Annotated in this window: 16 protein-coding genes; all 16 read right to left on the bottom strand. The window is 36.2% G+C overall.

The genetic code is table 11. The features are described from left to right. Positions 1-248: 248 nt before the first annotated feature. The 16 genes from FGG79_RS20760 to FGG79_RS20835 all read right to left on the bottom strand — a co-directional run bounded on the left by FGG79_RS20760 (position 249) and on the right by FGG79_RS20835 (position 13,959). Positions 249-530, bottom strand: coding sequence for a hypothetical protein (locus FGG79_RS20760; protein WP_138781824.1), 282 nt, complete (start codon positions 528-530; stop codon positions 249-251). 168 nt (positions 531-698) lie between these two features. Continuing rightward, positions 699-1,313 (bottom strand): hypothetical protein, encoded by a 615-nt coding sequence (locus FGG79_RS20765; RefSeq protein WP_171051030.1) that lies wholly within the window; start codon positions 1,311-1,313, stop codon positions 699-701. Between the two features lie 191 nt (positions 1,314-1,504). After that, positions 1,505-2,344 (bottom strand): hypothetical protein, encoded by an 840-nt coding sequence (locus FGG79_RS20770; protein ID WP_138781828.1) that lies wholly within the window; start codon positions 2,342-2,344, stop codon positions 1,505-1,507. Between the two features lie 130 nt (positions 2,345-2,474). After that, on the bottom strand, positions 2,475-3,314 hold the full coding sequence (locus tag FGG79_RS20775; protein ID WP_138781830.1) for a hypothetical protein: 840 nt from the start codon (positions 3,312-3,314) through the stop codon (positions 2,475-2,477). A gap of 544 nt (positions 3,315-3,858) precedes the next feature. Beyond that, on the bottom strand, positions 3,859-4,065 hold the full coding sequence (locus FGG79_RS20780; RefSeq protein WP_138781832.1) for a hypothetical protein: 207 nt from the start codon (positions 4,063-4,065) through the stop codon (positions 3,859-3,861). A gap of 247 nt (positions 4,066-4,312) precedes the next feature. Continuing rightward, the gene (locus FGG79_RS20785; RefSeq protein ID WP_138781834.1) at positions 4,313-4,960 is read right to left on the bottom strand and encodes a hypothetical protein; all 648 of its coding nucleotides are present in this window, start codon (positions 4,958-4,960) and stop codon (positions 4,313-4,315) included. Beyond that, complete coding sequence (locus tag FGG79_RS20790; protein WP_138781836.1) at positions 4,957-5,355, bottom strand: pilus assembly protein; 399 nt, start codon at positions 5,353-5,355, stop codon at positions 4,957-4,959. The genes FGG79_RS20785 and FGG79_RS20790 overlap by 4 nt, the downstream gene beginning before the upstream one ends. A gap of 12 nt (positions 5,356-5,367) precedes the next feature. Further along, complete coding sequence (locus FGG79_RS20795) at positions 5,368-5,784, bottom strand: hypothetical protein (RefSeq protein WP_138781838.1); 417 nt, start codon at positions 5,782-5,784, stop codon at positions 5,368-5,370. Further along, positions 5,777-6,436, bottom strand: a complete 660-nt coding sequence (locus FGG79_RS20800) for a hypothetical protein (protein WP_138781840.1) — start codon at positions 6,434-6,436, stop codon at positions 5,777-5,779. Before FGG79_RS20800 ends, FGG79_RS20795 begins: the two co-directional genes overlap by 8 nt. Before the next feature lie 382 nt (positions 6,437-6,818). Beyond that, the gene (locus tag FGG79_RS20805; protein WP_138781842.1) at positions 6,819-7,400 is read right to left on the bottom strand and encodes a hypothetical protein; all 582 of its coding nucleotides are present in this window, start codon (positions 7,398-7,400) and stop codon (positions 6,819-6,821) included. Then, positions 7,393-9,081: a hypothetical protein gene (locus tag FGG79_RS20810; protein WP_138781844.1), complete on the bottom strand. Its 1,689-nt coding sequence runs from the start codon at positions 9,079-9,081 to the stop codon at positions 7,393-7,395. The genes FGG79_RS20805 and FGG79_RS20810 overlap by 8 nt, the downstream gene beginning before the upstream one ends. Before the next feature lie 15 nt (positions 9,082-9,096). Continuing rightward, the gene (locus FGG79_RS20815) at positions 9,097-10,485 is read right to left on the bottom strand and encodes a vWA domain-containing protein (protein ID WP_240794349.1); all 1,389 of its coding nucleotides are present in this window, start codon (positions 10,483-10,485) and stop codon (positions 9,097-9,099) included. Between the two features lie 20 nt (positions 10,486-10,505). Next, positions 10,506-10,712: a hypothetical protein gene (locus tag FGG79_RS20820; RefSeq protein WP_138781846.1), complete on the bottom strand. Its 207-nt coding sequence runs from the start codon at positions 10,710-10,712 to the stop codon at positions 10,506-10,508. Positions 10,713-10,749: 37 nt separating this feature from the next. Then, positions 10,750-11,682 carry a type II secretion system F family protein gene (locus FGG79_RS20825; RefSeq protein WP_138781848.1) on the bottom strand — a complete coding sequence of 311 codons (933 nt, stop codon included), beginning with the start codon at positions 11,680-11,682 and terminating at the stop codon, positions 10,750-10,752. A 4-nt stretch (positions 11,683-11,686) separates the two neighbouring features. Beyond that, positions 11,687-12,613 carry a type II secretion system F family protein gene (locus tag FGG79_RS20830; RefSeq protein WP_138781850.1) on the bottom strand — a complete coding sequence of 309 codons (927 nt, stop codon included), beginning with the start codon at positions 12,611-12,613 and terminating at the stop codon, positions 11,687-11,689. Then, positions 12,610-13,959, bottom strand: coding sequence for a TadA family conjugal transfer-associated ATPase (locus FGG79_RS20835; protein WP_138781852.1), 1,350 nt, complete (start codon positions 13,957-13,959; stop codon positions 12,610-12,612). Before FGG79_RS20835 ends, FGG79_RS20830 begins: the two co-directional genes overlap by 4 nt. Between the last annotated feature and the right edge of the window lie 3 nt (positions 13,960-13,962).

A 13,962-nucleotide genomic window follows, 5' to 3' on the forward strand; every position in this document is an offset into this window, starting at 1 on the left:
ATTTCTATTTAAGTACCTTTAATAAATGTAGAGATTTCTAAAGATTTCTAGTTAGGTCTGGGGTTATACAAATGCTTGATTTAATGTTGCAATAATAAATGAGACTAAAACAATAGCTATCATGATATTCGGGTCACCATCATCTACTACACCGTCAATCATATAAAAATTCACATATAAATGACCCCCGATGACCAATCCCATTCAAAGGATGATGCATTAACCTTTTCAGAATGACGAGTGACTTCTCACATCGTTACCCTCCAAATACCGAATAGAATAACGATTAATAATATGATCCCGAACCTTCTCCAGGAAAAACGAGTACCTTGTGCTCTTGCTCTCTCAACTAAGGTGATTACCAAAAAGATGCTTGAGATAAGAACCACTATTAAAATAAATCGGCTATCCTGGGTAGTTAATATTGTACGACCGTCCATGATAAAATACATATATAACATTCCCACTACCAAGGTGCATAAAGAAAGCAGTAAACTGATCTTCCCTCGTTTACTTAAATCCTTTTTCAATCAAATCACTCCTGTCAGACAGATGTTGCTTTCATCATGTAAAAGCACATTTCCCTTTACTTGAAATTGTTTCTAATGGTATTAGAGGAAGCTTCGATCTCGTCTCTATTTAAACAAACGTTTGACTAAACTATTGCTACTCTAAAATCTACATTCATTCTTACTTTATTATTTAGGATAACGAAGGTCTTGTTTGTACACTGGGAGCTTTTCTCTGGCTACTTTTTTTAACCCTTCTATCAAAATCTCTACTTGATCCCGTATTGGTAAATGAACAATTTCTTTTTCTTTATCTAATGATTTAATTGTTTTTTCTGTATTTTTACTTTCTTTGGTTAATTCTTTTAATATTGTAAGATCATAGTTTGATAACTCTTTATCTACACCCAGTTTCTCCATCTCATCAAACATTTCACTTAATACATCTATTTTATTTATCAATTCTGTTCCTTGTAGATATTGCAATCTATTCATATGAGCAAGAGTTTCCCAAAGCCTGTACAATTCTTCGTCATCAATTTTATTCTTCACAAGTATGTTTTCATCATAATAGCTAGAATAGTCTTTAATAACCTCTTGTAGGTCTATTAATAATTCTTCAAGCTTTCCAATGACCTCTTTACCAAGTAAGAGACTATTATTGTTCTCCGTTTTCGTGTACCTGTCCAAAAGCACATATATATTTTCAAATGATCTTGGAGATAGTTTCAACTTCGCCTCCTCAATATCAAAAAACCTGTTAACAAACACGTTATATATAATTAATTTCTCAAAAGCAGCCATGGCATCTTCTACTACGAAGTTTTTCTCAGCTATAACACCGTAAAATGGGGTCAGTCCCCCGTCACAATAACGCATTAGTATGCAGGGGGACTGACCCCAAATTGGAAAGAGAATAGAGAAGGGAAGGAATTTTCTCCCTCAAGTAATTTTCTTGGATTGAAAGTCCATCCGTTTTCAATGAACTAATCATTTTATACCTCCTGAACTGAAGGGTTTCGAACTCTTCTTTTGATGAAACCTTCGTCTAAGGCACGATAGAAATCTTTTTCAAAAAGTCTTATCTGTTCTTCAATAAGTTCTTCATGAGACAGAGATTTATTTTTCTCAGCATTTCCAAACTTATTCAAAGACTGGTTAAGATTCATTTCTGATTTAGCTTCTACCAGAACGTTAAACTGATTTATTAATTTCTCTACATCGTTGTTTCTATCATTCACTGAAAGTAAGTAATCAATTATTTTCCTAGCAGGTGTCAGTGACTTTTGTTGTTCAGCTACCTGGTTAAACATACAAGCCTGACATTCACCAACAATTCTTCTCAGTTGTTCAAGTTGATAAATGCTGAATTCCTTATTTCTATTGATTTCTTCACAAATCCTCTGATATTTTTGATAATCCCCTCTTACTTTAAGGAAAGAATTCTCTACAAAATCAACAGAAGAAATAAAAGACTCTATATCGTACTGAATGTATTGATGATCTGGATTTTTCAATAAATGAACTTTCATCATATTCCTCATATCATAATAAGGATTCGATCCATTATTGGATGCAAACGTATTAAGTTTAGATATTTTATTTTTCAAATATTCTTCTATTAAAATAAAACTATAAAAAATCGATTTAATTTTTTCGTAAGACACATCATACGGAGTAAATAGAAAACTTCCGTATAGACTTGAAGTAAGCCTGTAAAAGTGGGCCCTCTCATACTTTAGGTTATCCATGATTAGCGTATACGGAAAGATATCCACCTTCTCCATAAACTTTTTATGTTTCTGGGTTAATTTGTTAATATCATTGCTCTTCATTACTTAGAACCTCCAGTTCTTATGAGAACCAAACCTTGACCAAGACTACTTAGCTTTGTTCGCAATACCTTTACAAAGATCTTTTTCTGTTTTATAGAATTGGTGACAGCCTTCGTGAAAGTTCCCCAACTTACACCTCCTGTACTGAAGGGTTTCTAACTCGTCTCTTAATAAAGTTCTCATCTAAAACTTTATAAAAGTCTTTTTCATTTTTCTTCACAAATTTTTCTTCTAATTCTTGAAATGAAAGGGTAATATTTTCTTTGTAATCACCAAAACCTTTCAAAGAATGGTCTAGTCTATTTTCTGAATCTTCACTGGCCATTAATTTCGTCTTTTTATAAAAGCTTGTAAATTCACCGGAAAAGAGCTTTCTTTTATCCATGAAATCAATTAATTTTCTTGAAGAATGAATTATTTCTTTTTGCTTCGCTGCCTGCTGAAACTGATAGGTATGTGCTTTGCCATATGACTTTTGGATATCAGTTAATTGGTCTTCAGTAAAAATATTCGTTGTTTTAATTTTGTTAGTGATTTCTTTAAAACCCGAATATGTTTCTCTAATATTTGTTAACGCAACTTTAAAAAAGTCTATGGCTTTTATCATTTCTTGAATAATTCCATGTGCTTCACTAAAGCTTGAATTCACAAGTATCTTTACGTCCAATTCTTGACGGTAGCCAAAGTAGCTTGCAGAAAAATCAGTTGATGCATAGTTATTTACTTTAGATAATTTATCTTTCAAGTATTCTTCTAATAAAATAAATTTATAAAATACCATTTTCACTTCTTCAAATGACAAATCATATGGAGTATAAACAAAACTCCCATACAACTTTGAAGAGAGTCTATAAAAATGAGCCATTCTATAAACATGCGTTCCCTTATGAAACTCATAAGGGAATATATCAACTTTTTCTAATAGTTTCTTTTGGTTTTGAGCTACGCTAGATATATCTTGGTTGTCCATAAATCAGTCATCCTCCAGTTTGGGCCATTTTGTCTCCAAACCCTAATAATCTTTTAGTCCTCCATCAGATAACCAAACAATCCCCTCTCACCATTTGTACTTTTCACCCATAAGTTTAATAAAGATGAAGGTGCATCATTAATTGAGCTTTTGCCCCCATTGCCATCTCCTGATCCCCCTTCAATAGAATTACCCAAGCCAGGAGGCGTAACTGGTGAAACCCCTCCAAATACAAATTTCGATAGCTGAAATAGAGCATTCAGAATAATGAAGTGACCGCTGCTTAATGGTGAATTTTCTAAGATCGGTTTTCCCGAATTTAAAAATTGATCTCCATTATATGACTCCCCCGGCTTGATTGCTTGACCTGGTTTGAAGGACTCCTGAGGTGATATATGTACCCGCCATATTCACTACAGGAAATGCATTCTAAAAAATATTGTGTAATAAACACAGTGACGGTTCTAATGCTTCCTTTAAATATTTAAAAGGTCCTAGGTAACTGCCTTTTCTCTTGAGTTAGCAAAAAGCCTGAAGTTAACCTTCAAGCTCCTGTCCCTTCTTTCATCTCAATCTGATGAAGATGATTTTTCCTCATATAAGGTAACGCAATTCCTACAACCACTGCGGTTACAGGCAGGCCACCATCACCCAGCAGCCATTCCAATACCGAGACCGGGACGTATATGACATAGAAGAAAATCATTAGGAATAAATAAAATCTTCTCCATCGTTTTTCTTTTTTGGACACTTAGAAACCCTCTTTTCTTAATGAGCTATAGTTTTGGCTTCCATTCAATCCAAAATCACTTAGAATTTTATGGAAATACACTCAATCTTTTTTACCACTAGATTCAATTTTGAAACCTTTTAATAGTAAAATTTTGTATTTCAACCTTTATAGGTATTTCTACTATTTCCAAATCATAATTTCTAAAGTATTTTCACTGGAAAAATAAAAACCTTGAAAATTATCTTCCAAGATCTTCTACATATAGTTATTCATATACCTTTTCAAGATATTTCAGTTTAGGTCCATACCCCTTCTGTGGAACTTTCTCTTGAAAAACTTCAATGAGCTTTTTGTCCGCAATACTTTCAAAAGTGGCTGTTGACTTAACTTCAATTCTCCACTCCTCAGTAGATAAAGTAATATCCATATCTTCAGGATTTGCATTGTTGTCAGTCAATATGGATTGGGCAGTATTTCGAATTCTACTATTGAGAGATGGGTCTCTAGAAAAATGCTCACTAAAAGCCTCTTTAAGTAAAGGATGTTCTTCTAATTCGCCCGGCAGTACATCATTCAGCGCATGTAAATAAGCAAGATCAGAAGTTCTGCCAGAATCCTCGAGTTCCTGTTGTTTTTCTTCGATTTGTTCTTTAATACTTTTACCACCATCTAAGAACTTCTGAGCAGCGGAAATTCCACTACCGTCGAATTCTTCTATCGTCCTAGTTGTTTCTTCAATTAATACAGAAGTACCAGCAAAGGCAGCTTGTTCTACAGAACTGTTCGCCTGGGCTTGAACTACGTAGATTTTTGCAATATTCGCCACAAGCAGAAAGACGATAGCAACGATTCCAAATAGCCAAAGAATAAAGAAGATTGAGTTCCCTTTCTCATTGCCTATATACTTTTTCATTCCACCAACACCTGGCCCACTGCCGATTGATCAAATGAAAGAGCCGTTTCGTCTTTCCATTGTTTAGGAATAAACACAAGGGGATGCTCAACTTTCACATTAATCTCAAACTTTCCGTTTACATCGGGTGTAGTAATGGACATTCCATCATAAGTTATTACATTGCTTGATCCAATTGCTTTTTTTACAGTATTTTCAGCTTCTATAGCGTCCTTTGTAGCAGAATAAGATTTGGCACCTTCATTCACTGCCGTTTTTACTGTATATATGGCATACCCTGACGCTACAACCTGCCAGAGGAGCAGAAAGAACATGAAGAAGAAAGGTAGAATTCCAAGGAATTCAAATGTGAGAGCACCTTTTTCATTATTTACTTTTTTGAAGTACTTTCTCATTGCTACCCTCTCCTAATTTTCTTTTAGTCGGTTGATTTTGAATTGGAGATACCAAACGTGAAATAAAACCAGCCACAATTTTTTGACTTCTGCATCTCTATAATGATATTCGATAACTTCTTTCACTCTAAATGCTGAGAAATATAACAAGCCTATAAAATAATAGGATAGTATGATATTAATCGATTCAATTACTGTCTCCCCGTAAGAAGTTAAGAATACATCTCCAATTAGATTGATAATGAATGAGAGTATCAAATATACAGCAAATACCTTCCACCATTTAAAAGGAATTTGGCTTTCCCCAAAAGCTTTCCTCCTTCTTAAAAACCAAAACGCCAAGTATATCCCCGCAGTCACAACGGATAGAATCACCACAAGAAATAAATTTGTTCTTTTTAGGGGTAAACTTCCTTCTGGATTATTCATAGAAATCTCCCCTTTCGCTCTTATACTTAATTGTAAGATAAATGTATATTAGAGGAAATAATGCAACATTAATCAGCGATCTTGTGAACGCATAGACATAGAAATTATTGTCAAATGAATTAAGCAATAATGAAATTCCAGTCCACACAAGTAGATTAATACTAATGATTATAAGCAAATCAAATAAGATAAAGATATTTTCTTTCAGCAAAACACGACCTAGTTGTTTTATCACTGAAGTTATTTTTTTTTGATCTACGAATAAAGGAAAAATTACAAGTAGCACCAAAGAAATTATTGTTGGAATAAAAGCCAAGCCTATTCCCCAAAGAGCTAAAAAATATAACCCGAGTGTAAACAATACAATCAGTCCAAAATCATTTACAAACGCCATTATTAAATCTTTAATTGATGCTGATTCCCCATCATTTAAATCCTGTAAAGTAACCCTGATAAAAGGTGGATAAAGAAGCGTAAAGTTAATAACGATAAAAAATGCTGCATATAAATTGGAATACTCTGAGCTTACATCAGTAAAAACATAAGAAATTGCTTGAAAACAAAAGATTGATACCGGGAGGACGACTATTAGCCCAATAAGCATTATTTTTAATAGATTCCTATTATATATACCGAAAGTTTCCCTAAACATATTGTTTTCTCCGTTTTTCAAGTATGAATTTCTTATAGAGTAATGCCGTTATTAATGCAATTGAAGTGCTTATTAAGAGATTATTATTAATCTGTGTAGGATCAGCTAATACATATATATTAAATATATAATAAGCAACTATATAATTAAGGACAGTTAATGTAATACTCCCCAGAAAGGCAGCAGTATAAGGGGTTTGTGGGTTTTTAATAGGAGCAATGATCCCTATTAAAACATTCGTGATAAAAAATTGGACAAATATAATAATGGGTATCGAACCTATATTAATGAACCCTATAAGGAATGAAATTAGGATCGTTACCAATAGTACGATGCCAATTGATTGGATTAGGCCTTTTATATTAAACATGTCTTCCTCTCCTTATTTTCTATTCAATTCCTCCACTCTTTCAGGTGTTATTAACAATATTGGTGCTATAAATAAAAAGAAAATAGCTCCGAAGTAGAGAAAAACGGATATCGGTAACGCTTGTGGATTACCACTTAAATTAGCGTTAAAAAACAGTAACGTCCCAAATAGTATGATAAGGGGAATAGTTATAGAGTAAATTTTCCCCAAAGTCGTCTTGGTGGGATTTTGCACTCCTATAATTATATTTTCAGAGTAAAAATAAGGTAATATCGCCATGACTAAGATTACTAGCAAAGCAGTCCAAAAAATAAAACTCCCAATAAAAACTCTAAATAAAGGTATAGCAAAATACACCGCTAACGCTACTAGCATAAAGTATGATAATAATGAAAAATATCGCTTGCTATGGCGACGATTTCGTCGCCATAGCAAGTAAAAAACAACACTACAAATACCAGCTATACCCATATTCATACTAAATAATGTCCAATTACCATCAGGTACTACACTACACAAAGAACCCATTAATACTAACAAAAAAGATGTTTGAAAAATTCTACTCTCTTTGAATTTAACATTTTTGTTATCCAAATAAACCACCTATCTTTTTCAAGGTCCAACCCATACCTTTACTTAATGTTTTTGTATTTGTTTTGACAAAATCGTATCCACTTTTCGCCTTATCCACACCCCAATCATAAGCCCCTTTAATTGCTTTTGTCGCTCCAGCTTTAATACGCCTACCGGTCGCAGTGCCATTAATGGCGTAGGTAGTTAATAAGCCTGCTCCAAGTCCAACCACAGCTCCTATTGCAGTCCCTACAACTGGGACAGTAGAACCTACTAAAGCTCCAGTAGCCGCACTAGAGGCTATGCTACCAATAGCTGTAGAACCTATACCAATTGCAACATCAGTAGTTAAGGTTGCTGCAAAATCCGTACTTGCCAAACCTTTTCCTCTCTTTGAGGCATCATCTCCGAATCCATAATCATATATTGAATTAAATGAAGATAATGCAACGTTTACTGGACCACCAAGTTTTAACATATTACTAGGCTTCCAAAAGCTCTTAGAAAATGGTACCCATGACTCCTTAAGTGATTTCATAGTATTTTTACCCATATTCCTCCAAAACCCTGCCTTACCTTTTAATGATTTACTATCTAAGAAATCATTAATTTTTGCCTGCCCTACATGGCGTGATTTCGGTCCGAAAAAGGCGTCTTTGTCATCAATCTTATAACTTTTATATCTTTCGTAAAACCATTGACCAATTTTATTATTAATTTTCTCATCACCGTAAATTGAGTAATTGCCGTTTCCTAAATCTTTAAATTTAAAACCTGCATAGTAGGAGACGCCTGCTTGTGCCATTTTGTCTCCGAAACCTAATATATATGTTTTGACGTCTTTTAGTCCCCCAATAAGGTTACCAATCAGTCCCCTCTCGCCATCTGAACTCTTTACCCATAAGTTTAATAAAGATGGAGGAGCATTATTAATTGAATTTTTTCCACCATTGCCATCCCCGGAACCACCTTCAATGGTACCTCCAGTTCCGTCTCCAGATCCTCCTTCAACGGTATCTCCAGTGCCATCTCCAGATCCTCCTTCAATGGTATCTCCGGTGCCGTCTCCAGATCCTCCTTCAATGGTATCTCCGGTGCCGTCTCCAGATCCTCCTTCAATGGTATCTCCGGTGCCATCTCCAGATCCTCCTTCAATGGTATCTCCAGTACCATCTCCAGATCCTCCTTCAATGGCATCTCCGGTGCCATCTCCAGATCCTCCTTCAACGGCATCTCCGGTGCCATCTCCAGATCCTCCTTCAACGGCATCTCCGGTGCCATCTCCAGATCCTCCTTCAATAGATTTACCTGAGTCAGGATGAGTTCCCGGAGTAATCGGTCCACCAGTAGTAAAACTCTCTCCTCCGAATACAAAGTTCGGAACCGGTGGTGGAGCGTTCGGAATAATGAAAGTACCGTTGTTTAGAGGGAAATTTTCTAAAATCGGTTTTCCCGAATTTGAAACTTGACCTCCATTATATGACTCCTCGGGCTTGATCGCTTGACCTGGCTTGAACACGTCACCAGGAACAAGGAATTCACCACCGCTTATTGCTTCACCTGGAGTGATTGCTTGACCTGGTTTGAATGATTCTCCTGGGGTTATAAATGTACCGGCGGCCATACTCACTACAGGAAATACATTCCAAAACAATATCGTGAAAGTTAACATCAGGCTGAAAACCCTGGTTATATTCAACACATTCTCACCCCAGTTTTATTGAGTATTAATGTTGTACTTCTGCTCTAATGCTTTCATGGCTTCTTTGTAACTTTTTTCGTTTATAGCTCTTAATTCTTTTTCAAACTTCTCAACTTCTCCGTATATCCACTCATGATACTCTTTGTTTTTCTCAGTGAGGTATGTACTTGATTCTTTATCCATATCCCCATTCTTAGAGAGAATGAATAAGAATGAGTTTATTTGATTTCTTTCAGTTGTTACCTTTACTTTTTCTTGTGTGATATATCCGAATATATCCAAGCTATTTTGCACCTCTTTAAGCTCTATAGACTGCTTACCTTTGCTCTTCCACTTTTCCCAAGCTTCAGCAACGTCTTGTATCTTCTCAAGCTCCGATTTTAAACTTGCTTGGTCTTCAACATTCTCATAAATACCCTCAGTGGCGTCAGCGATATCCTTCAACTGTCTTTGACCATCTGCATCCACATTAAATCCAATAACATTAATAATTGGTTTTACATTAGAATCATACAGCTCTTTAGCAGCCGCTACGGGGTCTTGGTCACATGTTTCTATTCCATCGCTAACCAGATACACAATATTAGTATTGTTCTCACTTTTAAATGTAGATAGATCCCTTTTTGCCTCATTAAGTGCAAGCGTTATTGGTGTCCAGCCAGTAGGTTGAACTTGTTCTAAAGCAGATTGAAATTTAGAATCTTCTAAAGGCTCGATTGAATAAATCATTTCTGAACTATTACAAGATAGCTCCTTGTCTGAATCTGCATTACTGCCCTTGTGCCCGTATACCCTAAGTCCAATTTTGGTCCCCTCAGGCAAGCTTTCAACGAACTTCTTAATCTCTTCTTTTGCAGCGTCCATCTTTGTAGTGCCGCCAACATCCTGTGCCATACTTCCAGAGGCATCCAGTATGATTTCTACATTTAGATTCTCTTTAAATTGATACCTGGTATCTTCTATTTCGGGATCCCCGAAAGACTGAAACTTCATTTGTTTGATTAAGTTTTCAGGACCTTTAAAATCCCTTTGAACTCTCTTTAACAATTCCTGATAAAAATAATCCAATTTCTTCTTGGACGGATTATTCTGAATATCAGGTAAATCCTTGAATCTTTCAGCAGCTTTATCCTTGTCTTCTTCAGTTAAGGTTGGAATTCTCTCGGAATCTTTCCCGGCAGGCAAATCTTCTAATTCTTGATATGTTGATGGTAATGGAGAAACCTCTACTTCTTCATTTGAAGAAGTAGTAGAGGTTTCTTTTTTAGATGGATTATTATCATCATCTACCTTTTGGGAAGTGTTTTTTTGAGTAGTTTGATTCTCTTTGTTCCCATTTCCGCAACCCATTATCAAAATCGACAATCCTATTAAGATAGGCAGCATTATTTTTAAATATCTCACTTTTCTGCCTCCCTTCATTTTTAGCCTACCATGTTGGAAATTTTCTCGAAGATACTAGTAATGATACTTGTAATACTTCCCTTACTATCACTTACCGCAGTCGATACAATACCCAATACTAAAATTAGTAAAGCCGCCAATCCTAACCATTCTAACGATTGAGCACCTTTTTCATTTTTCACCGGTGTAGTAAATTTCACGTATAGTTCTGTTAGTTTGTTCATCATGTTTTTTTCTCTCCTTAAAGTTGGTTTTAATTTTTATTTACTGAAACATTTGTAAAATGTTTCGGTTTTCACTAAACATATTTATAATCATCAAGCCGCCAATTAGGATTAGTGCAGATGGTAAAACTAGAAATGTGGTAATCAGTGTTACTTTAGGAGAGGCTTTAGCAGCCTTCTCTTTGATCATTTCTTTCTTGATTTTCCTCATTTCTCCTGCTTGCAGCTTAAATGTTTTAGAAATTGGAACCCCTAGTCTTTCACCCTGTATCAATGACTTTAAGAGTAATTGAAATTCTCTACTATCGTTTCGTTCTAACAAGGTGTTATACGCTTCCCCCCTGGGAACACCTACACTTAACTCCTGGATAAAACGGCCGAACTCTTCTCTGATGGGTCCTTCAAAGTAGGGTACAATATCCCTTAAGGCTTGATCCAGCCCTACCCCTGCTTGGAGGGTGACGCTCATGGTGTCAAGAAAGTCTGGTAGCTGAAAAGATAAGTCTTCTTGGCGTTTTTTTGCTTTTCCATTTAACCATAGAATAGCCCCTCCATAACCTGCCAGTGGATAGAGAATTACGGCAATCTGAGAGAATGGTAGCCTCAAGAGGAAGCAAATCCCGCCTACAATAAATCCAATTACAAGGAAGAACATCTTTAATCCTTGAAATCGTTGAACCGTTAGTCCATAAGGATGTCCTGCTTTAATCAACAATTTCTGTATGTCGTGATCTTCGCTAAAGAAGTTAACCCTTTGTCCAATCCCGGAAAAATCATCTGCATATTCAAATAATTTACTGAGTATCTTTTCTTTTCTCGTGATCTTCTTTTCAAAGGAATTATAAATATAAGTCTTGTCCTCTATTTCCTTTTTTAGATCATTTTTATAAATGATATATGTGTAAAAACTTCTCAGGCTTAACCCCATGAACAATAAGGTTAGCACTAGAAATATGACAATTAATCCATCCATCGCCTCACACCCTAATATTGGTTACTTTTTTAACGAGGATAAAAGTTAATAAAGTACCACCTATGAATAGTAATAACAGGATGACACCAAGCCCCGTAAACAAAGGGTCAAGGAAGCCGTCTATAATATTGTTCATCATCAGAACCAGGAAAATTGGAATGACCGGAACGATATAGGCAACATATCGTTGTTCTGCTGTCATTGTTTTAATTTCTTGCATTAAAATCTTTCGTTCTTCCAGCGTTTGACCCATCTCTTCCAGAACAGAGAATAGATTACCTCCTGCTTTTTTCTGAATGAGAATTGTAGCTACGAATAATTTGAATTCACGATTCTCAATGCGCTTCTCCATCGATCGGATTGCTGTATTAAAATCAATCCCCAATGAAATTTCCTGAGCTAACCGTTTGAATTCTCCTTTAGCTGGTTCATTCACTTCCTGTGCCACAAGCTGGACTCCCTGATTTAACGTCATCCCGGATCGGGTTGCATTTGCAAGCAGGCGGCAAATTTCAGGTAATTGTTCAGCGAGGCGTTGTTTCAGTTTGTTCTTTCTTAATAGAAAAAGGAGTCTTTTTCCCCCTTCCAAGAAAAGGAGAGACACAAAGATACTGATTAAAAAGCTTAGACTGAAAAAATTCTTCAGCATAATGACGATTCCCATAAATGCAACAAACTGTGCACCAAAATATTCCGACGGAGTAAGGGGAATGTTTGACTCTCTTAGTTTCTCAAAAATAGGTTTCGCCGTTTCTGTTCGATCAAACTTATCTCCTAAGAGGACGATATAGCTTTTTCTTTTTTCTCCATTACTATAAAAATCGTTTACTTGCTTCTTCCATTCTCTTTTTTCCTTTCGATAATCCAAATAGAAACTTATTGAAATAATGAATAGAAGAGCCGAGAGAGTCGCTATGGCAGCCGATATCAAGTGCTCACCTCCTCAAAAACAGGTGTGAATGCGGATTCGGAAATGTTATTTCCAAACACCTTCAGTCGTTCCAGGCACTTAGGTACATATCCTGTGGCCGTATAATGACCTTCTATGGAGCCATCTTTTTTCATGCCCGTTCTTTTAAATGTAAAGATTTCTTTCATTTCATGACGACCATCAGAGTGTTTTATAACTTCCGATATGGAGATGATCTTCCTTGTACCATCAGTCAATCGTGTTGCTTGAATGATAATATCCAAGGCACCTACAATATATTCCCTAACAATATGGGATGGGAGATCCATTCCTGCCATTACAACCATAGCTTCTACACGCCTTAATGCATCTTCAGGTGAATTGGCATGCACTGTCGTGATAGAACCTTCATGACCCGTATTCATGGCTTGAAGCATATCAAAAGCTTCTCCACTACGAACCTCCCCAACGATGATGCGGTCAGGTCTCATACGCAAAGCGTTTTTCACCAGATTACGAATCGTTACCTCTCCTCGGCCTTCAACATTTTCAGGTCTCGCTTCCATACCGACAACGTTAGGTCGATCAAGTCTGAGTTCTGCTGAGTCCTCTATCGTAATGACCCTTTCACCATAAGGAATGGATGCAGCAATAACATTCAATATGGTCGTTTTCCCAGACCCTGTACCACCTGAAATCAGAGTGTTGAGTTTAGATTTTACAACTGCCTCTAGAAAATGGGCCATATGTGAGTTCAATGAATTGAAGCTTAAAAGATCATCCATTTTAAATGGTTCAGCTCTAAACTTCCGGATTGACACGAGAGTCCCGTTTAGGCTAATAGGTGAGATAACCGCATTCACACGGCTCCCATCAGGAAGTCTGGCGTCTACCATTGGTGAGCTTTCATCAATTCGCCTTCCTAATGGAGCAACGATTCGATCCACCACATGCCGTACATGCTCATCATCACGGAACTTAATATTGCTAACTTCTAACTTACCTAATCTTTCAACATAAATTTCTTCATACCCATTAATAAGGATTTCCGTCACTGTCTCATCATTGATTAGTGGCTCCAACGGACCAAATCCAACCGCTTCATCAAGAATTCGGGAGATCAATAGCTCTTTATCATGTCGTGAAATAATCACTCTTTCCTCTGACATGAATTGAGATACCAATTGTTCAATTTTTAATCTCATTTCACCTTGAGTGAGTTGGGTAAGGGCTTCAAGATTCGTATCTCTAAGCAATCTAGCTTTATAGTGTTCAACTAGGTCGTCAACTAAATGGTTTTCATATTCATATGTTGTCGGCCGATTTTTCTTCATTTTTTCTTTTCGTTTATCGAATAGGGACGACAATCT

Source organism: Bacillus sp. BHET2, from assembly GCF_005938125.1.
In the GTDB taxonomy this organism is placed as follows: Bacteria; Bacillota; Bacilli; order Bacillales; family Bacillaceae_B; genus Rossellomorea.